General features: G+C 51.7%; 23 protein-coding genes and 1 pseudogene. 15 read left to right on the top strand and 9 right to left on the bottom strand.

The window, feature by feature from the left end:
* Window positions 1–25: 25 nt before the first annotated feature.
* Window positions 26–532 (bottom strand): thiol peroxidase, encoded by a 507-nt coding sequence (gene tpx, locus M2433_RS01580; protein ID WP_429052382.1) that lies wholly within the window; start codon window positions 530–532, stop codon window positions 26–28.
* Window positions 533–639: 107 nt separating this feature from the next.
* Between tpx and ycjG the strand changes: the two genes are divergently transcribed.
* Window positions 640–1,605 carry an L-Ala-D/L-Glu epimerase gene (gene ycjG, locus M2433_RS01585; protein ID WP_429052384.1) on the top strand — a complete coding sequence of 322 codons (966 nt, stop codon included), beginning with the start codon at window positions 640–642 and terminating at the stop codon, window positions 1,603–1,605.
* Here ycjG and mpaA read toward each other — a convergent pair.
* On the bottom strand, window positions 1,596–2,309 hold the full coding sequence (gene mpaA, locus M2433_RS01590; RefSeq protein WP_429052386.1) for a murein tripeptide amidase MpaA: 714 nt from the start codon (window positions 2,307–2,309) through the stop codon (window positions 1,596–1,598). The genes ycjG and mpaA overlap by 10 nt on opposite strands.
* A gap of 185 nt (window positions 2,310–2,494) precedes the next feature.
* Here mpaA and M2433_RS01595 point away from each other — a divergent pair, with 185 nt between their 5' ends.
* Both M2433_RS01595 and M2433_RS01600 read left to right on the top strand, forming a co-directional pair.
* Complete coding sequence (locus M2433_RS01595) at window positions 2,495–4,111, top strand: peptide ABC transporter substrate-binding protein (protein WP_429052387.1); 1,617 nt, start codon at window positions 2,495–2,497, stop codon at window positions 4,109–4,111.
* Between the two features lie 122 nt (window positions 4,112–4,233).
* Window positions 4,234–4,989: a hypothetical protein gene (locus tag M2433_RS01600; protein WP_429052389.1), complete on the top strand. Its 756-nt coding sequence runs from the start codon at window positions 4,234–4,236 to the stop codon at window positions 4,987–4,989.
* 55 nt (window positions 4,990–5,044) lie between these two features.
* On the opposite strand, the gene M2433_RS01605 is transcribed toward M2433_RS01600, so the two are convergent.
* The 4 genes from M2433_RS01605 to M2433_RS01620 form a co-directional block, all read right to left on the bottom strand.
* On the bottom strand, window positions 5,045–5,608 hold the full coding sequence (locus M2433_RS01605; RefSeq protein WP_429052391.1) for a DJ-1/PfpI family protein: 564 nt from the start codon (window positions 5,606–5,608) through the stop codon (window positions 5,045–5,047).
* Window positions 5,609–5,824: 216 nt separating this feature from the next.
* A complete protein-coding gene (locus M2433_RS01610; RefSeq protein WP_048339062.1) occupies window positions 5,825–5,965 on the bottom strand; it encodes an Ecr family regulatory small membrane protein in 141 nt (46 codons plus the stop codon).
* 72 nt (window positions 5,966–6,037) lie between these two features.
* The gene (locus tag M2433_RS01615; RefSeq protein WP_429052393.1) at window positions 6,038–7,270 is read right to left on the bottom strand and encodes a diguanylate cyclase domain-containing protein; all 1,233 of its coding nucleotides are present in this window, start codon (window positions 7,268–7,270) and stop codon (window positions 6,038–6,040) included.
* Window positions 7,271–7,362: 92 nt separating this feature from the next.
* A complete protein-coding gene (locus M2433_RS01620; protein WP_429052396.1) occupies window positions 7,363–9,492 on the bottom strand; it encodes a putative bifunctional diguanylate cyclase/phosphodiesterase in 2,130 nt (709 codons plus the stop codon).
* Window positions 9,493–9,948: 456 nt separating this feature from the next.
* Between M2433_RS01620 and M2433_RS01625 the strand changes: the two genes are divergently transcribed.
* From M2433_RS01625 to dbpA, 4 genes are all read left to right on the top strand, one after another.
* Window positions 9,949–11,091 (top strand): methyl-accepting chemotaxis protein, encoded by a 1,143-nt coding sequence (locus M2433_RS01625; protein ID WP_429052398.1) that lies wholly within the window; start codon window positions 9,949–9,951, stop codon window positions 11,089–11,091.
* Window positions 11,092–11,246: 155 nt separating this feature from the next.
* A complete protein-coding gene (gene zntB, locus M2433_RS01630) occupies window positions 11,247–12,230 on the top strand; it encodes a zinc transporter ZntB (RefSeq protein WP_047348324.1) in 984 nt (327 codons plus the stop codon).
* A gap of 273 nt (window positions 12,231–12,503) precedes the next feature.
* A complete protein-coding gene (locus M2433_RS01635) occupies window positions 12,504–12,686 on the top strand; it encodes a hypothetical protein (protein WP_072250527.1) in 183 nt (60 codons plus the stop codon).
* 27 nt (window positions 12,687–12,713) lie between these two features.
* A complete protein-coding gene (gene dbpA, locus M2433_RS01640; RefSeq protein ID WP_429052401.1) occupies window positions 12,714–14,087 on the top strand; it encodes an ATP-dependent RNA helicase DbpA in 1,374 nt (457 codons plus the stop codon).
* Window positions 14,088–14,129: 42 nt separating this feature from the next.
* On the opposite strand, the gene ttcA is transcribed toward dbpA, so the two are convergent.
* Both ttcA and M2433_RS01650 read right to left on the bottom strand, forming a co-directional pair.
* The gene (gene ttcA / locus M2433_RS01645) at window positions 14,130–15,065 is read right to left on the bottom strand and encodes a tRNA 2-thiocytidine(32) synthetase TtcA (protein WP_429052403.1); all 936 of its coding nucleotides are present in this window, start codon (window positions 15,063–15,065) and stop codon (window positions 14,130–14,132) included.
* A 49-nt stretch (window positions 15,066–15,114) separates the two neighbouring features.
* Window positions 15,115–15,363 (bottom strand): annotated as a pseudogene (locus M2433_RS01650) (tyrosine-type recombinase/integrase); the annotation flags it as partial.
* 535 nt (window positions 15,364–15,898) lie between these two features.
* Between M2433_RS01650 and M2433_RS01655 the strand changes: the two are divergent.
* From M2433_RS01655 to M2433_RS01690, 8 genes are all read left to right on the top strand, one after another.
* The gene (locus M2433_RS01655) at window positions 15,899–17,422 is read left to right on the top strand and encodes an EAL domain-containing protein (protein WP_429052405.1); all 1,524 of its coding nucleotides are present in this window, start codon (window positions 15,899–15,901) and stop codon (window positions 17,420–17,422) included.
* A gap of 95 nt (window positions 17,423–17,517) precedes the next feature.
* Window positions 17,518–17,862, top strand: coding sequence for a DUF1294 domain-containing protein (locus M2433_RS01660; protein WP_429053097.1), 345 nt, complete (start codon window positions 17,518–17,520; stop codon window positions 17,860–17,862).
* A gap of 70 nt (window positions 17,863–17,932) precedes the next feature.
* Window positions 17,933–18,373, top strand: a complete 441-nt coding sequence (locus M2433_RS01665) for a VOC family protein (protein WP_429052406.1) — start codon at window positions 17,933–17,935, stop codon at window positions 18,371–18,373.
* Window positions 18,374–18,527: 154 nt separating this feature from the next.
* Window positions 18,528–18,977, top strand: a complete 450-nt coding sequence (locus M2433_RS01670) for a hypothetical protein (protein WP_429052408.1) — start codon at window positions 18,528–18,530, stop codon at window positions 18,975–18,977.
* 254 nt (window positions 18,978–19,231) lie between these two features.
* Entirely contained in the window at window positions 19,232–20,263 is a 1,032-nt protein-coding gene (locus tag M2433_RS01675) for a methyltransferase (protein ID WP_429052411.1), read from the top strand.
* Between the two features lie 65 nt (window positions 20,264–20,328).
* The gene (locus M2433_RS01680; RefSeq protein ID WP_429052413.1) at window positions 20,329–20,526 is read left to right on the top strand and encodes a hypothetical protein; all 198 of its coding nucleotides are present in this window, start codon (window positions 20,329–20,331) and stop codon (window positions 20,524–20,526) included.
* A gap of 3 nt (window positions 20,527–20,529) precedes the next feature.
* Complete coding sequence (locus M2433_RS01685) at window positions 20,530–20,946, top strand: GFA family protein (protein WP_429052415.1); 417 nt, start codon at window positions 20,530–20,532, stop codon at window positions 20,944–20,946.
* Window positions 20,947–21,020: 74 nt separating this feature from the next.
* On the top strand, window positions 21,021–21,098 hold the full coding sequence (locus M2433_RS01690) for a hypothetical protein (protein ID WP_223239581.1): 78 nt from the start codon (window positions 21,021–21,023) through the stop codon (window positions 21,096–21,098).
* A gap of 337 nt (window positions 21,099–21,435) precedes the next feature.
* Here the strand turns inward: M2433_RS01690 and ompC are convergent, their stop codons facing one another.
* Window positions 21,436–22,545: a porin OmpC gene (ompC, locus tag M2433_RS01695; protein WP_047348331.1), complete on the bottom strand. Its 1,110-nt coding sequence runs from the start codon at window positions 22,543–22,545 to the stop codon at window positions 21,436–21,438.
* Between the last annotated feature and the right edge of the window lie 87 nt (window positions 22,546–22,632).

Consider the following 22,632-nt stretch of genomic DNA (forward strand, 5'->3'; position numbering starts at 1 on the left):
AATTGTATAGAATGCTCAGTACTTATTATGCTTTCAGCACGTCCAGCGCGGCAGCGTAGTCCGGCTCGGTGGTGATTTCGTTAACCAGTTCGCTGAAGACGACAGTGTCGTTTTCATCAAGAACCAGTACGGCACGTGCTGCCAGACCTTTCAGAGGGCCTTCCGCGATGCTGACGCCGTATTTCTCGAGGAAATCCGCGCTGCGCAGGGTGGAGAGGGTAATGACGTTGCTCAGGCCTTCGGCACCGCAGAAACGGGACTGGGCAAACGGCAGGTCAGCGGAAATGCACAGCACAACGGTGTTGTCCATTTCAGTCGCCAGCTGGTTGAATTTACGCACGGATGCAGCACAAACGCCGGTATCAATGCTTGGGAAAATGTTCAGCACTTTGCGTTTACCCGCATACTGAGCCAGTGTGACGTCAGACAGATCTTTAGCCACCAGAGTAAAAGCCTGCGCTTTGCTGCCAGCCTGCGGAATGGAACCTGCAACAGCAACCGGGTTGCCCTGGAAATGAACGAGTTGTGACATAGATATCTTCCTGTTTACATATAGTTAACGTCGGGGCTAGTGTATGCCATCAGCGGATAACACGGCAAACCAAATTTTTCGCCTTTCCGGGCCGCAAGGAGTCAGTGATGAGAAGCGTTAAGGTCTATGAAGAAGCCTGGCCATTGCATACCCCGTTTGTGATCTCCCGCGGCAGCCGAAGTGAAGCCAGCGTGGTCGTGGTTGAAATCGAAGAAGAGGGATTTAAAGGCGTCGGGGAATGTACGCCTTACCCGCGCTATGGGGAAAGTCTTGCATCAGTGATGGCGCAGATCATGACCCTGGTACCTGAGCTGCAAAAAGGGCTGACGCGCGAGGCGCTTCAGCCGCGTTTACCCGCCGGCGCGGCGCGCAACGCCATCGACTGCGCGCTCTGGAACCTTGAGGCCGCAAAGCAGCAAAAATCGCTGACGTCATTGCTGAGCGTGGCGCTGCCGCAATCGGTCGTCACCGCGCAAACGGTCGTGATTGGTGAGCCGGAGCAGATGGCAGCTAGCGCAAAAGCGCTGTATGACGCCGGGGCTACGCTGTTAAAAGTGAAGCTCGACGATCGCCTGATCAGCGAGCGGATGGTCGCCATTCGCTCGGCGGTTCCCTCAGCCACGCTGATTGTTGACGCCAACGAGTCATGGCATCCCGAAGGGCTTGCCGCGCGATGTCAGCTGCTGGCTGACCTCGGCGTGGCCATGCTGGAACAGCCTCTGCCGGCGAAGGACGATGCGACGCTGAAGAATTTTATCCACCCGCTGCCCGTCTGTGCGGATGAAAGTTGCCATACCCGCGCGAATTTGAGCGAGCTTAAGGGCAGCTATGACATGGTCAACATTAAGCTCGACAAGACCGGAGGGCTGACGGAAGCGCTGGCCCTGGCGGCGGAAGCTCAGGCGCAGGGTTTTTCACTGATGCTGGGATGTATGCTCTGCACGTCCCGGGCGATCGGCGCGGCGCTGCCGCTGGTCAATCAGGTCCGCTTCGCCGATCTGGATGGCCCGACGTGGCTGGCGGTTGACGTTTCACCGGCGCTCGATTTCACCAGCGGCGTGCTTCATCTCTGAGGCTGCCAGCGCAGAAGCTCCATCATGGCTTTCAGGTATTTTTCGCTGGCTTCGTCAGAGGAGATCGGCGGGAATTCAGCGGTGATACAGGGCAAGCTCAAATCGGCGCACCAGCTGCCGAATGAACCGGGTGTTTCATAGCCAACGCTGGTGACGAGCGGCAGGGCGAACGCCTGTGCCAGCCAGGCGCCCAGCTCGGAGTGGCGCGGATCTTCAATACACGCCAGCGGATCGTGGAAGGAGACAACCCAGGCAGGGTGAATCTTATGGATAAGCTGGCACAGCGCCTGCGTTTCCGGCTCCGAGCCGGGTTTGTCTCCCGTCAGCAGGACCACGTCCCGCTCCTCGGCGGAGCTGTTCCAGCGATATACCGTTTCCCCGGCGCGCCAGTTTGCTGCCGGAAAATTACGGTTCAGGTCGACTCCTCTCGCATTAGCCCGTAATCCAAGCTGACAGCCGTCCGGATTCACGGCAAGAATGACGTGATGGCGTCGCAGTGCAGGGGTGAGCGTGCGCAGCGCGCACGAGAGCGTGACGACGGACGAATTCTCATCCCCGTGGGTGCCGGCAACGATCAAACCGCTGTCGCGATTGGCATCGGGTGCCGGGAACCAGATCAGCGATGCGCCTAAGAATGAGCGGCCATATTGCTCAGCGCCCGGCGGAAAGGCGCCGCGTTCCGCTCGTGGTCGGGTGGTTGCCATATGAAATCCTGTTAAAGAAGTCTCTACTGGCAGTGTTGTGCAAAACCCGCGGTTAATCAAATAGTTTCCATAACGGCTTAGAATTGCCTTAAATCACTATTCAGGAGTAAGGTATTTGCAATTCTCTTTGTCGAAACAAATAATTACGCATCTGCTTGTTACCTGAATTCATTAAAGGGGATCCTATGAAGCATCCTGTTTCGCGTCTTTTCGCCGCACTGTTCCTGTGCGGACTCTCTACACTCTCGTACGCTGCTGATGTGCCACAAGGCACGGTACTGGCGCAAAAACAGGAGCTGGTCAGACACATTAAAGACGAACCGGCTTCGCTCGACCCGGCGAAAGCGGTGGGGCTGCCGGAGATTCAGGTGATTCGCGATCTTTTCGAAGGGCTGGTGAATCAGAACGAGAAAGGGGAACTGACCCCGGGCGTGGCGACGCGCTGGCAGAGCAACGATAACCGTATCTGGACGTTCACCCTGCGCGATAATGCGAAATGGTCTGACGGTACGCCGGTTACCGCGCAGGATTTTGTCTACAGCTGGCAGCGTCTGGTTGACCCGAAAACGACCTCTCCGTTTGCCTGGTTTGCCGCGCTGGCGGGTATCAACAACGCGCAGGCCATCATTGACGGTAAAGCGGCGCCTGATACCCTGGGCGTGACGGCGGTGGATGCCAGAACGTTACGCGTCCAGCTGGACAAACCGTTGCCGTGGTTTAGCAACCTGACGGCAAACTTTGCCTTCTATCCGGTGCAAAAAGCGAACGTCGAAAGCGGTAAAGAGTGGACGCGTCCGGGAGCGTTGGTCGGTAATGGGGCATACGTTCTGAACGACCGCGTGGTGAATGAAAAGCTGGTTGTCGTGCCGAATACTCACTACTGGGACAATGCGAAAACCGTCCTGCAAAAAGTGACCTTCATTCCGATTAATCAGGAATCGTCCGCCACGAAACGCTATCTGGCAGGGGATATTGATATTACCGAATCGTTCCCGAAAAACATGTATCAGAAGCTCCTGAAGGAGATCCCAGGACAGGTCTATACGCCGCCTCAGCTCGGCACTTACTACTATGCGTTCAACACGCAAAAGGGCCCGACGGCCGATTCACGGGTCCGTCTTGCGCTGAGTATGACTATCGATCGCCGCATTATGGCGGAAAAGGTCTTAGGTACAGGCGAGAAGCCGGCCTGGCATTTCACCCCTGACGTGACGGCGGGCTTCACGCCTGAACCTTCACCGTTCGAACAGATGTCTCAGCAGGAGCTGAATGCGCAGGCGAAAACCTTGCTGCAGGCCGCAGGCTACGGTCCTCAGCGCCCGCTGAAGCTGACCCTGCTGTACAATACCTCGGAAAACCACCAGAAAATTGCGATTGCGGTGGCGTCCATGTGGAAGAAAAACCTCGGTGTGGATGTCAAACTGCAAAACCAGGAGTGGAAAACCTATATCGACAGCCGCAATACCGGCAATTTTGATGTGATCCGCGCGTCATGGGTGGGGGATTACAACGAGCCCTCGACCTTCCTGTCCCTGCTGACCTCCACCCACAGCGGCAATATCTCGCGTTTCAACGACCCGGCTTACGATAAGATCATTCACCAGGCGACGCTGGAAAGCACGGCGAAAGCGCGTAATACGGACTACAACATGGCGGAGAAAATCCTCATGGAAAAAGCACCTATCGCGCCCATTTACCAGTACACCAACGGTCGTCTTATTAAGCCCTGGGTGAAAGGTTATCCTATTAATAACCCGGAAGACGTGGCGTATAGCCGGACGATGTATATTGAGAAGCACTGACGAGCCCGGATTCTACGGTAACTATCGTTAAGAAGAGTAACATTGTGAACTGGCGCATCTGGCGCCAGTTGTTTTTTATTCCCGAAAAGTGTCTGTTTCAAAAATAATCGCATGGATAAATTATGACGGATGAAAAGAAAGACAAACCCTCATTTCCGGCAGGCTTAGGTATTATGGATAAAATCTGGGAATGGCAGTGGATTATACGCTTCATCTATATTGTCCTTTTCGCCGATCTGGCGCTGCTGGCTTACAGCGGACAGGGGATTTTGACCTGGCCCGTACAGGCCATTAGCTGGACCGAACATCTTGGCTTCTTCTGCGTCGCGCTGGCGGCTCTGGGGCTGATAGCCACAACCCTTATGCCCGTTGTCGCTAATGTCTTCAGGCAAGTGCTGAATGCGATCGTATACAGCAGCATCTTCCCGGATATTCTTCGCCCGCAGAGCGATTACCAGAAACACCCCGGTGAGGTGCCCTCAAGGGAAGTGCTTGATTTAGCGTTGAAAGAGAACAATCAGTTTTTACTTAATTACTATGAAAAACATGATTCCGCCTGGCGCAGTAAATTCAGTGAAAGATTCAAAGTTGGCGATTTACTTTTTGGTATCCTGTTTTTCATGATACTTGATTACCATCCGCACTGGTTCAGTCACGCTCAGCATTCCTTAGCAAGGGACATTTTCAATCTGGGCGATGATGAGGGCTTTATTATCTTCGCTATCATCCTCATCACTGTATTTAGCGCCCTGATGAATATCTGGTTCGGCAAGTGGGACTGGGGGCACATTTATTATCCGCCGCTGTACCGTAAAAAAGAAGAAGCGCGAAGAAAACAGCGCGAGATGGAAGCAGAATGGCGTCGGCAGGAGCGATGAATATTGTCTTGTGAATCTGCGCCCGCCCAGGCTGAGCTGGCGGGAGCAGGTATTGCTATTCTAACAGCGCATTAAACTTCGCCAGCCACTGCGGATGGGCGGGCCAGGCGGGGGCGGTCACCAGGTTGCCGTCTACGTGAGCCTGATCGATGCCGATACTGGCGTAGTGTCCACCGCTGAGCCGGACCTCAGGGGCGCAGGCCGGATAGGCACTACAGGTTCGTCCTTTCAGTATGCCAGCGGCAGCGAGCAGCTGCGGGCCGTGGCATACCGCTGCGATCGGTTTACGCGCGGCGTCAAATGCCTGTATCAGCTTTAACACCTCCTCATTTAATCGCAGATATTCGGGCGCTCGTCCGCCGGGGATGAGCAGCGCGTCGTAGTCCTGCTCCTTAACAGTGGAAAAGTCGGCATTGAGGATAAAACGGTGGCCGGGTTTTTCGCTGTAGGTCTGGGCGCCGTCAAAGTCATGGATCGCCGTCATGATGTAGTCGCCCTTCGGTTTGTCGGGGCATACCGCATCCACCTGGTGGCCAACCATCTGTAACGCCTGAAAAGGGACCATGGTTTCGTAATCTTCGGCGTAATCGCCAACCAGCATCAGGATCTTCTTGCTCATCATTCCTCACCTTTATCAATAACGATGATTAAGATATAGCCTGGCGTGGCAGAATTGCGGAAATAAAAAAGCCCGTCAGAGAACGGGCAACATAAGCAAGTGAATAAGTGATTCGTTATCAACGTTGTTGGAGGATAACGCCGCGTATCTTACGCGGCGGGCGGTAATACCGGAACCTGACAAATTCGGTAGGTGAAACAAGAAATTAAACATGCGTTACAGTGCGTCGAAGGTGGGGTAAAGGCTATTTTCAAGAAACTCGACGAGATACCAGATTTCACCGCTAAAGATAAACCAGAAACCAAATATAATAAGGAATAAAATAATTATGGTGAGTATTATTTCTGTTTTTCCCATTGGAGATTTTACCCACCTACGTCATTTTATTCGAGGTGGCATTGTAGCGGGGCTTTTCCGGATACACCAGTTTCATGCAGCAAGGACTTTATTGCGTCCGTCATTTTTAGCACGATACAGCGCATCGTCGACACGCTTGAACAGCTCATCAATACTCTCTCCCTGGTTATGCCGCGCCACGCCAATGCTGACGGTAAACCGAGGCAAGCCCGGGATCGTGATACGCGCAACTGCCGCTCGGATCGACTCCGCAATCTCAAGCGCCGCGTCGAGAGAGGTGTGCGGCAGCAGGATGACGAACTCTTCTCCACCCCAGCGGAACACCATGTCGTCTTTCCGACTACAGGCTTCAAGTGTTCGGGAGAGGGCGATAAGCACCTCATCGCCTTTCAGATGACCGAACAGATCGTTGATGTTCTTGAAACGATCGGTGTCCACCAGCAGCAGGCTAAACTGCTGTTGTGCAGGAAGTTGATTCAGGCTGCTTTGATCGGTAATGGCGTAGAACTGGCGACGGTTGAGTAATCCGGTCATGGAGTCCCGTAAAGCCGCGTGTTCCAGCTGCTGCTCCAGTCTTTTTTGCTCGGTGATATCGTGGATGATGCACAGCATCAGCTTGTCACCGTAAATCTCAATGGGCCCTGCATACGTCTGAACATGGCGCGTGGAGCCGTCGGCAAGACGATGAACGAAGTTGAGCGGCTTATGACCGCCGGGCAACGCGGCAATTTCAGTCATTATGGGCATCACATCTCGCCCCAGGGTATTTATTTCCCAGGTATGTTTAGTGCACATACTCTCATGTGAATAACCGTAAAAATTGAGTGCGGCCAGGTTAGCATCGACGATTTGGCCGTCGCGCGCAGGATCGATTAACAGCATCGGGGCGCTGTTGGTGAGAAAAAAACGCGCGTAAAATCCCTGTTTTTTGCGCTGATAGGTGGCGGAGCGGCTGGCCTTCAATCCGGAGACGACTTGCGGGGAGATCCCCTCAAAGACGATCGCATCACCCCAGGGCGCGTAGTGGGCAAGCGAGAGACGACAGCTTAACGGCGCGTCGTGTCCATCCCGGCTGATTGTCCAGATTTCGATGATTTCCTGCTCTGTTTTCAATTCAGGAACATACATCGACAGGAGGGTTTGTGCATTTGCGGAATAGGTCCCTTTGCGCAGCAGGTCGAGAGTTTTATCTCCCATGAGCTGCGTTGCGGACATATTCGCAAAAATAATCTGTTCCGACACGGGTGAAATGAGCCACACGGGTGTTTTAATTACATTCAACGCATCAAAACAAGGTTGCGACATAGGCGTTTCCTGTTCATCGGCACGATGTGCCTGACTGTCATGGCAGAATGAACTCGCGTGTACTCCTTTGAAACATACTCTACTTAACCCCGTCAGGCATGATTTTTTTGTGAAATAAATGCGGGGTCCGTTTGAATTTTATTAATAGGTATAATTTGCTTATCTGAGTTTTTCTGCAGCAGAAGCCACGGCACCTGTTCGGCAGGTAATGGCCGGGAGAAAAGGTACCCCTGCAGATAGTCGCAGCCGAGACGGGTGAGGACCGCCTGCTGTTCTTCCGTTTCGATCCCTTCTGCCACAACATTCATCTCCATGGTTCGGGCAATACTCATAATGGTTTCGACCAGCTTGTAGCTTTTTTCATTTTCCAGCATCGACGTGACAAAGCTTCTGTCGATTTTAAGCTCTTTTGCCGGAAGCACGCTCAGCATCAGCAGGTTGGAATAGCCCGTGCCAAAATCATCAATCGAGACGACGATCCCCGCACGATTAAACGCATCCAGCAGCTCAATGCTGCGGTCGAGGTTTTTAAGCGCGGTGCTTTCCGTCACCTCGAGGATCAGCCTGGCGGGCGACAGGCTGTATTTTTCCAGCATCGACGAGACGATATGGAAGATGTCCGGCTGTTCGAACTGGACGGGGGACAGGTTGAGCGACAGCGTCCACTGGCTGAAACCTTGTTCAGTCCAGAAATGAAGCTGTCGGCACGCCGCTTCAATCGCCCAGTTCCCCACAGGTATGATTAAGCCTGTTTGTTCCAGCGAAGGGATAAACAGGTTAGGCAGTAAAACGCCTTGCTCAGGATGCCGCCAGCGCAGAAGGGCCTCAAAACCATGAATAGTCTTATCTTCCGCATGCCAGGTTGGCTGGTACCACAGTTCAAACTGATCGCGCTCAAGCGCCTGGGAAAGTTCCTGTAGAAAACCGGGTTTAGCCGGGACAGCGGTTGACATCTCGGTTCTGTAAACGGCCCAGCCATTGCGACCCTCTTCTTTGACGTGATGTAGCGCTGCGTCCGCCTTGAGTTTCAGCTCATGCAGCGTTTCGCCATCATGAGGATAGAGGCTGACACCCGCGCTGATTGTTGTGCTAAGCGTATGTCCGCAGAGCGAAAGCGGACGCCGCATATCGTCCAGCAGTGCGGTGAGCAGGGCGTTGAGCTTGTCGTCGTCACATTCAGGCACCAGCAGGATAAAGGCGTCTCCGCCCAGCCTTGCCAGGGTCATCTCACGCGTGAGCCGGGCCGTGATGCGCTGGGCAACGGTGATTAATAGCTCATCCCCGACGCTGTGACCCCAGGTATCGTTTACGCGCTTGAAGTGATCGACATTCAGGAAAATGACGGCAAATGGCTTTTTGCTCAGCAGCGCGCTGCGCAGACAATCCTGCATGCGGATATCCATCTGATGGCGGTTTGCGAGCCCGGTAAGTGCGTCAAAGCGCGCCTGTAGCTCAAGCTGGCGATTGAGCTGCCGCAGGTTATCCGTCAGCCGGCCGGTGCGCCAGTGAGAATCGATAAGCGAAATAATTAACATCACGCCGAGCAGGCAGAGCGTGGTGACCGACACCCAGATGGATAACCCCAGCTCGCCGATCCCGCCGGGGAGGGTGTGCGACATTTCCTGAAACTGCGCGGCACTCATGCCGGTATAGTGCATCGCGCAAATGGCCGTGCCCATGACGAAGGCCGCGAGAAGGCGATCGATAAAGACCCCTTTGTGTTTATCCCGCAGACGGAAAGCCAGCCACAGCGCCGCGCCGGAGGCAATAACGGCAATGACCACGGACAATGCCACAAGGCGTCGATCCCAGATGATGCTCCCGTCCAGCATCAGGGCAGCCATACCGATGTAGTGCATAGAGACTACGCCCGCGCTCAGGATCGTGGTGGCAAGGATCAGTCGTAAGGGAGAGAGTTTTTTTCCCGTGACGGCAATATTAATGGCAGTGGTCGAGGCAACCACCGCGACGCCCAGTGACGTAAGGGTTAACCACAGGTCGTAGCTCATCATCATTGGCATTTGCATGGACAGCATGCCGATGAAATGCATCGACCAAATTCCGATGCCCAGCGTGACCCCTCCGGCAATGCGCCAGAACAGGGCAGCCCTGCGGCCGGAAAGCGGTATTTTTCCGGCGCTGTCCAGCGCCACAAAGGAGGCAATAAAAGCCACCAGATAAGAGATAGCGATCAACACAGGGTCCCACGATATATTGAGCATTATGCAATCCCACGCCTCAGAGGGTTACCGATTTCGCCTGCCGGCACATCTTAATCTGGCAGCGAACATGCGCATTCAAACAATATGAGTTATTTATCGTGAAAAATGACCGGTCATATTAATACTCTACAGCTTATTAAGAATATAAAATATATTCTCGTTGTTAACGTATTAAGCACTGCTAAACAAAAACGAATAACAGTAGCAAAGCGCCTTAAATATGAGGGCGATCGTATCATCTCACCGCAGAGAATGGTATCGCTTCACATGGCCGGAGACCAGTATCGCAGCATGCCGGGAATAACATTTTCACTAATACGCTCTTTTTGTCTGACTTAAGCAAAATCTCAGGTTGCTAACGGCGAAACAAAAAACAAGCGTCGTTTGCGAGGAAAAACCGCTGCGCCAATGCTATAAGTCTAAATGCCGACCAAAATATAAAACGTGGATATCATCATGCTAAAAAATATTAGTGTCAGGACCTTTATTATCGGGTTCCTTTTATCTCTATTTTTGGTAAATGCAGGTGTCGTTGTTCTATTTTCCAGCAATTCCTCTCTCTTTATTTCCCTTAACGTAATCAACTTCGTTGCGCTATTTTTGCTCTGGCTCTATATGACGAAGTATCTTGTGACGCCGATCAATACGGTGAAGAAAAGCATCGAAGAGGTGACCGCGGGCAACCTGGGAGTGTCTATTCCCGAGTTTGGCAACAACTGTGCGGGTCGACTCATCCCGGGGATCAATAGCCTTTCCGGCAACATTGCTACGCTGGTGCGCGAGATCAGGGCGTCATCGCAAACCGCGATGACCTTATCGGACCAGCTCTCGCAACGTAGCGCGCAGCTTTCGGTGAAAACCGAGCAGCAGTCTGCATCTTTAGTGCAAACCGCAGCCAGCATGGAACAAATGGCGGCGAGCACTAAAAACAATGCCGATAACACCCGTCTGGCGAGCGAGCAGGCCAATGTCGCGACGCTGCAGGCGCGCAAGGGCGGAGAGCTGATGGGGCAGGTCGCCACCAATATGCAGTCCATTACTGAATGCGCACAGCAGATGACGGAGATTATTTCGCTGATCGACGGCATTGCATTCCAGACGAATATCCTGGCACTCAACGCGGCCGTTGAGGCGGCGAGGGCGGGAGATCATGGAAAGGGGTTTTCTGTGGTCGCGGAAGAGGTCAGAAACCTGGCGCACCGCAGCGCAGAGGCGGCGAAAAATATCAAAACGCTGATTGAAGTGACCAGCAATAACGTTACGCAGGGCGTTACCGTGGTGTCACAGGCGGAGAAGAATATGCAGGAAATCGTGACGGGCTCCGGGAACGTCAGCCGGCTGATGGACGACATTTCCGCGTCGACGTCAGAACAGGAGAAAGGCATTTCTCAGATCACGCTGGCGCTCTCGGAGCTGGAGCGGGTCACGCAAAGTAACGTGGCGATGGCAGAAGAGCTCAACGGTTCCTCTGATGTATTGCGTAATCAGGTGATTGAGCTGCAGGCCCGAACGCGTAATTTCAGACTTGATCAGGGCTCTTCTTCCTCATTACATGGCGGCTCGCCAACCTTCCTTCACCGGCCAGAACACTCTCTCTGATTGAACCTCAAAGCCTGGCGTGCCGGGCTTTTTTTTCGCCTCTCGTCAGCATGTTCATTTCCTGAGCGATTTCAGCGTGATGGGAAACATAGTTGTTGCTTAAGCCCTGATGGAGGCTAGACTGACACCGGAAGAGTTAAAAAGGTGGAGGCGCTGTGGAAAGCATTAAAGGATCTGAACTAAACGTTCCTGACGCAGTTTTTGCGTGGGTGCTGGATGGTCGCGGCGGTGCACGACCGCTGGAAGATAATGATGTGATCGATAATGCGCATCCCTGCTGGCTACATCTGAACTACACCCACACGGACAGCGCTGACTGGCTGGCCTCGACCCCGCTTTTACCTAATAACGTGCGCGATGCGCTGGCGGGTGAGAGCCTGCGTCCCCGCGTGAGCCGAATGGGTGACGGTACGCTGATCACCCTCAGATGCATTAACGGCAGCACGGATGAGCGTCCGGATCAGCTGGTTGCGATGCGTGTCTATATGGACGATGGGCTGATTGTCTCCACCCGGCAGCGTAAAGTCCTGGCGCTGGATGACATCGTGAACGATCTGAAAGAGGGTACCGGGCCAACCGACTGCGGCAGCTGGCTGGTGGACGTGTGTGACGCGCTTACGGATCACGCGAGCGAGTTCATCGAAGAGCTGCACGACAAAATCATCGACCTGGAAGATAACCTGCTCGATCAGCAGATCCCACCCCGCGGTTTTCTTGCCCTGCTGCGTAAGCAGCTGATTGTGATGCGCCGCTATATGACGCCGCAGCGCGATGTTTATGCGCGTCTGGCCAGCGAAAGGCTCGCCTGGATGAATGACGATCAGCGGCGCAGAATGCAGGATATCGCCGACAGACTGGGCCGCGGGCTGGATGAAATTGATTCCTGTATTGCCAGGACGGCGGTGATGGCGGACGAAATCGCGCAGGTCATGCAGGAGTCGCTGGCGAGAAGAACCTACACGATGTCCCTGATGGCGATGGTATTTTTGCCGAGCACGTTTCTTACCGGGCTGTTTGGCGTTAACCTGGGCGGAATTCCAGGCGGTGCGTATCGCTACGGCTTTACCGCGTTTTGCGTCATGTTAGTTGTTTTGATTGGTGGTGTTGCATGGTGGTTGCATCGTAGTAAATGGCTGTAAATTTACGCTTTTTTCACCTTTTACAGAGTTCAAAACGCTCTTTTAATTGAGCGAAGTCAATAAAACTCTGCCCTGTAAGGTGCAATATTACTCCCGCAGGTGAATGCAACGTCAAGCGATGGGCGTTGCGCTCCATATTGTCTTACTTCCTTTTTTGAATTACTGCATAGCACAATTGATTCGTACGACGCCGACTTCATAGTCGGCTTTTTTTTGCCTCCTGATTCTCAACGTCTACCCTAAAAGGGATGACAGCAAATTCTGGAGGGAATGATGAGCATCCTTAGCGCTCTGCTACTGCCACAATGGCGTCAATCCGATCCCATCCCCACCGATCCGGTGCCGATGCCCGATCCCATCCCGCGTCCTCAGCCGATGCCCGACCCGCCGCCAGATGAAGAACCGATTAAATTGTCGCATCGGACCGCGAGATCTGCGAGGATACGCGCCATCTGACCGCAAAGATGACCACGAGAGACTACTGTGACCGCTTTTTCTACCCTAAATGTTCTGCCCGCCGCCCAACTCGATAACCTCAACGAGTTGGGTTACCTCACGATGACGCCCGTCCAGGCGGCCGCCTTGCCCGCTATCCTTGAAGGCCGTGACGTGCGCGTACAGGCGAAAACGGGCAGTGGGAAAACGGCGGCATTTGGCCTTGGCCTGTTGCAGCATATCGATGCGGCGCTTTTTCAGACCCAGTCTCTGGTGCTGTGTCCGACCCGCGAGCTGGCGGACCAGGTCGCGGGCGAACTGCGTCGTCTGGCGCGTTTCCTGCCTAACACCAAGATTTTAACCCTCTGCGGCGGGCAGCCGTTCGGCGCGCAGCGTGATTCACTCCAGCATGCGCCGCATATTATTGTCGCGACGCCCGGCCGCCTGCTGGATCACCTGCAAAAAGGCACCGTCTCGCTGGATGCGTTACAAACGCTGGTGATGGATGAGGCAGACCGGATGCTGGATATGGGCTTCAGCGATGCGATTGACGAGGTGATCCGTTTCGCACCGGCCAATCGTCAGACGCTGCTGTTCTCTGCGACCTGGCCAGAAGCTATCGCCGCTATCAGCGGGCGCGTGCAGAAAAACCCGCTCACCATTGAAATCGACAGCGTAGATGCGCTGCCCGCCATCGAACAGCAGTTCTTTGAAACCTCGCAACAGGGAAAAATTGCGCTCCTGCAGAAGCTGCTGAGCCAGCATCAGCCCGCGTCCTGCGTGGTGTTCTGTAACACGAAGAAAGACTGTCAGTCCGTTTGTGATGCCCTGAATGCCGCCGGACAGAGCGCATTGTCACTTCACGGCGATCTGGAACAGCGCGATCGCGATCAGACGCTGGTCCGTTTCGCCAACGGCAGCGCCCGCGTGCTGGTTGCCACCGATGTTGCCGCGCGCGGCCTGGATATTAAATCGCTTGAGCTGGTCGTGAACTATGAGCTGGCGTGGGATCCTGAAGTCCACGTTCACCGTATTGGCCGTACCGCGCGCGCGGGAAACAGCGGCCTGGCCATCAGCTTCTGCGCGCCGGAAGAGGCGCAGCGCGCCAACATTCTCTCTGAGATGCTGCAGATTAAGCTGAGCTGGATGAATCCCCCTGCCGGCGTCAGCCTGGTGCCGCTGGAGGCTGAAATGGCGACGCTGTGTATCGATGGCGGTAAAAAAGCCAAGATGCGTCCTGGTGATGTATTAGGTGCGCTGACCGGGGATGTCGGTCTGGACGGGGCGGATATCGGTAAGATTGCGGTCCACCCGGCACATGTCTATGTGGCGGTTCGCCAGGGTGTTGCCCACAAGGCATGGAAGCAGCTACAAAACGGGAAAATCAAAGGTAAAACCTGCCGCGTACGTCTGCTGAAATAAGGAATGGCGCGTCTCAGAAGGTCCTTCTGAGACGCTAATCGCTTACTTCACTTCAAGCACGTTCAGACGCAACTCTTCAAACTGATTGTCATCGTCTTCCGGCTGCCAGCCTGCAGGCTGCATAGGGATATCTTCCCGATCAAAGGCCAGATCGCCGCCATTCACCACGTCTGAATCGTGGTTGATGCCTTTGAAGTCGAACAGCTCAACGTCCGCGAGATGTGAAGGGACGACGTTCTGCATCGCGCTGAACATGGTTTCGATACGACCCGGATAACGCTTATCCCAGTCGCGCAGCATGTCGCCAATCACCTGACGCTGCAGGTTCGGCTGAGAGCCGCAGAGGTTACATGGAATGATCGGGAAACCTTTAGCCTGAGAGAAACGCTCAATGTCTTTTTCGCGGCAGTAGGCAAGAGGGCGGATCACAATGTGTTTGCCGTCATCGCTCATCAGCTTAGGCGGCATGCCTTTCATCTTGCCGCCGTAGAACATATTGAGAAACAGCGTTTGCAGGATATCGTCGCGATGGTGGCCAAGCGCAATTTTGGTCGCGCCCAGCTCGGTCGCGGTACGATACAAAATGCCGCGGCGCAGACGGGAGCAAAGAGAGCAGGTGGTTTTCCCTTCCGGGATTTTCTCTTTCACAATACCGTAGGTATTTTCTTCGACGATTTTGTACTCAACGCCCAGGTTTTCGAGGTATTCCGGCAGAATATGCTCCGGGAAGCCCGGCTGTTTCTGGTCAAGGTTGACCGCCACCAGGGAAAAATTCACCGGCGCGCTTTGCTGAAGATTACGCAGGATCTCCAGCATGGTGTAGCTGTCTTTACCCCCTGACAGGCAAACCATGATGCGGTCGCCTTCCTCAATCATGTTGAAGTCTGCAATGGCTTCGCCCACGTTACGGCGCAGTCGCTTTTGCAGTTTATTGAGGTTGTATTGCTCTTTTTTGTTAATATATTGATTTTCTTGCATTTATTACTACCTTCGGAGCCAGTAGGGGCATAATAGGGGCAAAATTTTATCAGCGTGCCAGCTTATCGTTAAGCATCAGCACCTGTTCGCCATTCATTTCTTCAATCCACGCACCGTAGATGTCATAAACCATTTGCGCGTTTTCATGCCCCATCTGGCTGGCTATGAAAGACGGGTTAGCGCCGGCAGAAAAAAGCCAGCAGGCAAAAGTATGCCGCGTATGGTACGGATTCCGGCGACGAATGCCAGCACGTTTTACAGCGGCGTTGTATCTGGAGCCGATACTCGATAAAGCGTAGTCGGCTTTCTTTCCACTTTCGTGCACAGGTGGGCAGGAATACAAAGGGTTGCATGCATTGGTTTTGTAAATATATCCTTATGGGGTTATCTGTATGGTTAATATTCCATGCATTTTCTGTCACTTTTATCCCATTGGAAGGGGTTAGCGTGTTCAAACTTAATTTATCTCTACTGGCGGTTTTGCTCCTGTCAGGCTGTAGCTCCGATCTGGTTCTCACTCCCCCTAAGCAACCTGAATACAAGTCGATGCCTGAAATAACCCAGTCTGTGACGCCATCACAACAGCGCGCAATCATGGCTGGCGAGCGGCCTGACTGGTCAGAAAGAACGCCGATAATAAAGCGATATTAATCAACATTTATCCTTCAGGGCTGCCGTTCGGCGGCCTTTAGTTACTCATCAATCTGGTGGGCGAGAAAATTTCTGACACCTGACGTGGTATTTATTGCTTTATCAACCATGCTTAAGACGATGACAATTCAATCACTTCAGCATTATTGAAGCGGCAACTTCACTCTAATCGAGAGCCATCAATGCGCCACGCATCTATCCCCTTAGCTGCAGCCACGTCAATTTTTATGCTGGGCGTTTTTATCATCAATTTACAGGTTTGGTATTCTGCACGTGCTGACAGCCTTGCAGAGGCACGCTATGTCGTCAGAGACCTGAATACCATGCTTAAAGAAGCGCGTCATGCTACACAGTTAGCCATGCAGCTTGCTGATAATGAGTGTGATACTGAAGGACAATATCGGCTGGGTACCGAAGCGGCATTACAGCCGCACCTGAGAACGATCGTTATTCTCAAAAAAGATGCGGTCTGGTGCTCTTCGCTGCCGGGAAACCGCGTATTGTTAGTCAACAGCTCAGCGCTACCAGAATCATCATTGTTGCTCGTCCCTTCGGGAAGTACGGTAAACGGGCTGCCGGTTCTCTTATACCAGACAAATTATGCCGGAAGCCGAATCATAGTGAGTATTAGCGATAGCCATATTCGGGATGCTCTGGACGTACCATTAAATGGCGTTAAGTATTCACTCAGAGTAGGTGATCGTGTTTTAGGCCTGTCAGGCGATGTGGTAACGAGAGTCGATTCGAGCAAAGAGGTATTAACGGTTAAAGCCTCTGATTATCCTTTCTCGATTCAATTTAGCTCTCCACCCCTTTTTAGCCTGACGAGATTATTCAATCGAGCCGGGGGCGTGTTGTTATTCCTGCTTATCATTTCTTTGCTTGCTGCGTATATTCTGCAGAGATATCTTTCCAGGGATATTTCGCCCGAAGAGTCGCTGCGCACGGCCATTTACAGAAATGAAATTATTCCTTACTACCAACCCGTAGTGAGCGGTAAAGAGGGATCCTTGCGCGGGGTTGAAGTGCTGGCAAGATGGAAGCATCCACATTCAGGGTTTATCTCTCCCGCGTCGTTCATTCCTCTCGCCGAGAAATCCGGTTTAATCATTCCATTAACCCAGAGCTTAATGCGTCAGGTTGCAGCGCATATGAATTCCATCTCTACGTTGCTGCCAGAAGGATTCCATGTTGGTATTAACTTCAGTGCGTCCCATATCATTGCCTCCACCTTTGTTGAGGAGAGTCTCAACTACAAGCGCAGTTTTATTCGACAGGATCTTAACCTTGTCATTGAGGTGACCGAGCGCGAACCCCTCCATATCGATGAACATCTCGTTAAGACGCTGAATGAGCTACATGAGATTGGTTTCGCTATTGCTCTGGATGATTTTGGAACGGGATATTCTGGTCTGTCCTACCTGCAGGATTTGCACATTGATTACATCAAAATCGACCAAAGCTTTGTTGCCAGGGTTAATGCTAATGAGGACTCAACCGTTATACTTGATTCGGTACTGGAACTGGCAAAAAAATTGTCAATCAGCATTGTGGCGGAAGGGGTTGAAACACAACAGCAACTTGATTACCTCATCCACAATAATATCAAATTTTTACAGGGGTTCTTCTTCTACAAGCCTGTTCCTTTTAAGGATCTGGTTAAAGTTCTCTTGTCGAAGCCTAAGATTACAGTGAGGGTGGAATAACGTTTATTTATATTACAGCGTTTCGGCCCGATCTCTGCGTCAGATAGCGTATAATGCGTCTTCGCAAACCGCTTCACAACCCAGTGTTCAGTGCTATGACCCTCAATCGCTTTTGTTATTTACTCCTGATTTTCGCTGCGATAGCTAGCCTTCTTACCTCTCATCCGGTACTTATCTGGTTTCTGCTGATTAATGCCCTCACGACAGGCATGTATGGCGCCGATAAAATGGCGGCGCGCAAAGGCCTGCGCAGGGTCCCGGAAGCCACGCTACTGGTCTTCGGCGTGACGGGCGGCTGGCCAGGCGCCATAGTGGGCCAGCAACTCTTTCGCCATAAAACCCAAAAGCAGCCCTTCAAAACCTACTTTTTCATCAGCGTTGTCGTCAGCATCGCCGCGACGGCGGCGCTTTATCATTTCACTTCGTTTTCTTCTGCATGAGCGTGTTGACATCAAGTTAACTTGAGCTTTTAAGATGTGTGTATCACTTTGAAAGGAGTAACATCTTAAAATGAAAGACATTGATGTAGGTTTCACGCATGTGGCGTTTATGGTCCGGGAGCTGGAAAAAAGTATTGCCTTTTACCGTCGCTATGCCGGCATGGAGGTGATTCATTCCCGCGAACCCGATCTGCCTGATGCAAGGAAAGTTGCATGGCTTAGCGACCATACCCGTCCTTTTGCACTGGTTCTGGTGCAGGCAGACACGGTGACCGATACACCGCTTGGCAACTTTGGCCACCTTGGTATTGCCTGTGCCACCCGTGAAGAAATTGACAGAAAAACGGAGATGGCCACCGCAGAAGGGGTATTAAGGAAAGCGCCCGAGAATCTGGGCGATCCCGTCGGCTATTATGCTTTTTTTGCCGATCCTGATGGAAATACATTAGAACTGTCATTCGGACAGCGCGTCGGCCTGGAGGCGATTCGAACGGCGTATAGGGATAAATAGAGCGGGCTAATGGCCGGAGCTCACAAGTAGAAAGTATCGTACGTCGATATGCCTTCCCTCCATCACTGCCAATAGTAGTAGGACTATTCTTAAGAGGTTGCTGTTTTTTGCACAATCTGAATAATACGTGCAACAACACGGACGACAACATCCCATGAAAATAGAATCTATTACGCTGGCAGTGCTGACGATCTTTTCTGCGCCTTCCTGGTCCGCCTTTCAGGAGCGGGAATATAATACCTGGTATATAAAGAATGCTGTTCTTTATGATATGACGCAGACCTCGGAAGGGTTTCCTGTCATGGTAAGCGTCTCTCAGCCAGGAAAAAAATCCGCTAATTTGCTGGTGTCATATATTACGGAAGGCCGTTGTGGTGAGAATTACCTGCCGCTTAATGTGAACGGTAAAGTGCTGCCTGCCAAATATCACTGTGTGCAGGTGGGGCAGAACAGAATTGAACATTTTTCGGTAGTTGATGCGGACAGCGTGAATGACATGGTGACGCATTTGAAATCAGATTTTACTCTTCTTCTGCAAAACGATATCAAGATTTGGGCCGCCAATATTAAAACGCCAAAATATGGAGTGACGCCGCGATTCTAAATGTGGAATGTTTATTTTGACAAGAATTTAAATGGCGTAGCAATCATGTTGAAATTAATAGTTTCAGAGCATGACTAATCAATTTGAGGAGTAAGTGGCCTCGTTTTTTTACGTATTTAAATAAACTGTATGCTAAACGGTACAATACAGCCTAAGTAAACCTGTCTGTAATTATGGATAAAGCTCACTACCAGACTTACGCTTGCTAGCGACTTTTCGTTGTTCAGCACAACTTTATTGGTAAGGAGCAGAAAATGTCACAACGTAATAGCCTTGATTTACTAAGCCGTAAAGAAGGAATGTGTTTGCTAGAGCAAAGCATGGGGTTTGTCTGGCAGGCAGCACTTCGGGCGGTCGCGGTAATAGGCGTTGCAGATCTTCTGGTAGAAGGAAAAAAATCCGTTAAGCAGTTGGCGAAGGAGCTCAATGTCGATAGCGACTATCTTCATCGAATCATGCGCTTATTATCTTCTCGTGGTGTGTTCAACGAATTATCCGAAACGGAATACGGTCTTAGCCACTCAGCGCAATTCCTGCGTTCCGATCATGAATTTTCCTTACGTGCGGCGGTGATCATGCTGACAGACCAAACGTTCTGGCAGCCAGCGGCTAAATTGGATGAGTTATTGCAGGGCAAACCTGTTTTTAATGAGTTGTTCGGCAAGCCTTTTTACAACTACTGGCAGCATGACGAGAGTGTAGCTGATAGCAACATTTTTCATGCCGGTATGGCCTCTATGTCATCCGTGGAGAATGAAGTCATTGCAGAAACTTATTCGTTCCCTCAAAACGCTGTCGTTGCCGATATCGCTGGTGGGCTGGGTAATTTATTGCTGGCAGTTTTACGTCGAAACCCGACCATAACAGGCATCCTGTTTGATCAAAAAGACGTACTGGCGCGGAATCGACTGTACCTTTTGAATGATAACCGTCGATGGAAGACTGTAGAGGGCAGCTTTTTTGAATCTTGTCCCGCAGCGGACATTTATCTACTTAAATATATTTTGATGGACTGGCCTGATGAGAAAGCAATTCAGATACTTCAATGCTGCAGAAATGCAATGAAAGAAAACGCCCGTTTATTAATTTTTGAACCGCTTATCAAGAAAGACAATAATGAGCAGGGAAGATTTGAAATTGATCTTCTTCTGTTAACAAGCTTTGATGGCGGGCGGGCTAGAACAGAGCTTGAGTATCAGATCTTGTTTGAACAGACCAATCTTAAGCTAAACAAAATAATAGACACCCGTTCGTATCTGTCGATTTTAGAGGTCGTACCTGTCTAAACGTGTCCGTCATTTCGTTTTAGCGTATTCCTGCTACGCTTGTTTGTTGTACCAGGAGCATGAATATGAAAAACAAAGACGAACAAACAGGATTAGTGGGGCTGGCGATTGGGGCGGCGGTTATTGGGCTGGTTTCAGCGCAGAAACCGATCCATCGCAACAGTATTGTCGATGAACTGGTCAGGCTCGGTAGGCAAAAAGGCGATGGTGTAGAAGATGAGGTTTTCCTTAAAGCCGCTGAGCTGGTAAGAAAAGGAGTATAGCTAATGGCCGAAAGACGAAATGCGAAGTGCCATTGTGGCGCGGTGGCGTTCACCGTTGAGCTCACGGATGGCATGAACACCGCTCGGCGCTGCAGCTGTTCCTTTTGCCGAATGCGGGGTGCGGTTGTCGTCTCTGCGCCGCTGTCAGGTATTACGGTGACCAAAGGTGAGGATAAGCTCACGGAGTACCGTTTTAACACGGTAACCGCTCGACACTTTTTCTGCTCGGTGTGCGGGATTTATACGTTCCACCAGCGGCGTTCTAATCCGAATGAATACGGTGTGAATGTCGCCTGTTTTGAAAACGTATCACCTTTTGATTTCCCTGAGGTAACGGTAATGGACGGCGTTAACCATCCAGCTGATGGGAGGAGTGGGGTGTTTGGCTATCTCTCTTTTCGTGAAAAAGGGGTGAGTTAAGCCTGATTGCCGCCTGGCCACTCTTCAAACAGCCTGGCTATAGTGGAGAGTGGTTAACTGAAACAGGAGAAATTATGCTCTGTGTTGAAAAAGACGATCCGCGTGAGGCACCTGAATCAGGGGACAAGAAGCCTCAACCCGTGAAAAAATAACGTTACGCATACGTTTAACCGCCACCGGCACTGCTGGTGGCTTTTTATTTCACAGGAACAAGGTTAACTGCCATCCAGATGGTTTAACAGAGCACCGAGATGCCCGACAATATCAGCAAAATCAAAAATTAACGCCATCCAGATTAGCGCTAAAAGAGTAAGTACGGCAACGGATACACGACTAAACAACGCTGTTATCCTTAGTGATGAAAAGGCTATCACCGCAGTTTAAACAGCTTTTTCTCAACTGCCCCTCAACCACACGACTCCGGTACCTCTTTTTTGTGACAAGCTTCAAAAAGTGAGTGAGCCCGCATCATGATGCGGGCTCTGACCATCAGAACTGGTAAACCAGACCTAACGCTACGACATCATCTGTGCTGATACCGTTGTCTTTGTAGAAGTTGTCATCTTCATCCAGCAGGTTGATTTTATAATCAACGTAGGTGGACATGTTTTTGTTGAAGTAGTAGGTGACGCCTACGTCAGCGTATTTAACCAGATCCTGATCGCCCTGGCCGTTGCCGAGGTCCTTACCTTTCGACTGCAGGTAGGAAAGGGACGGACGCAGGCCAAAGTCGAACTGGTACTGTGCGGTCACTTCGAAGTTCTGGGTTTTGTTCGCTACGGCGTCGGTGTTATCGCCATACGGCGTCATATTGCGGGTTTCAGAATACATTGCCGCCAGATAGATGTTATTGGCGTCATATTTCAGGCCCGCGGTCCATGCATCCGCTTTGTCACCACCCGCAGTGGTATTCATCACCTGCTCGTTGGTGCGGTCAGAAGAGGTGTACGCGGCACCCGCAGTAATCCCCATACCAAAATCATAGGTGGTAGAAATACCGAAGCCGTCACCGTTCTCGTGGCGCGTGTCGCGACCGTTGTTGGTGCCTTCCTGGTTGTTGCTGGCGTCTTCATTTTTGCCCTGATACTGCAGCGCAAAGTTCAGGCCCTGAACCAGGCCATAGAAATCTGTGTTACGGTAAGTGGCTACGCCGTTGGCGCGGCCGGTCATGAAGTTGTCGGCTTTGGTGTAGGAGTCGCCACCGAACTCAGGCAGCATATCGGTCCAGCCTTCCACGTCGTACAGGACACCGTAGTTACGACCGTAATCGAAGGAGCCGTAGTCACCCACTTTTACGCCAGCGAAGGCCAGACGCGTCCAGGACTGATTGTCAGACCCTTCGGTGTTATTAGCCTGAATGTTGTATTCCCACTGCGCATAGCCGGTCATCGTGTTGTTGATCTGCGTTTCACCTTTGAAACCCAGACGCATATAGGTTTGATCGCCGTCAGCACCTTTATCATCGGAGAAGTAGTGCAGGCCATCTACTTTTCCGTACAGATCTAATTTGTTACCGTCTTTATTATAAATTTCTGCCGCATGCGCAGCACCAGCCATTAACAGAGCCGGAATCATCAGAGCCAGTACTTTTCTTTGCATTATGATATTCCTTTGCAGTTGTTTTTATTTAATTACCTGTTGAACTTCCTGAATGAGAAAGTTGTCTCATGCTAATTCACTCCTGTG

Source organism: Enterobacter sp. AC1, assembly GCF_050434705.1.
In the GTDB taxonomy this organism is placed as follows: Bacteria; Pseudomonadota; Gammaproteobacteria; order Enterobacterales; family Enterobacteriaceae; genus Enterobacter; species Enterobacter cloacae_L.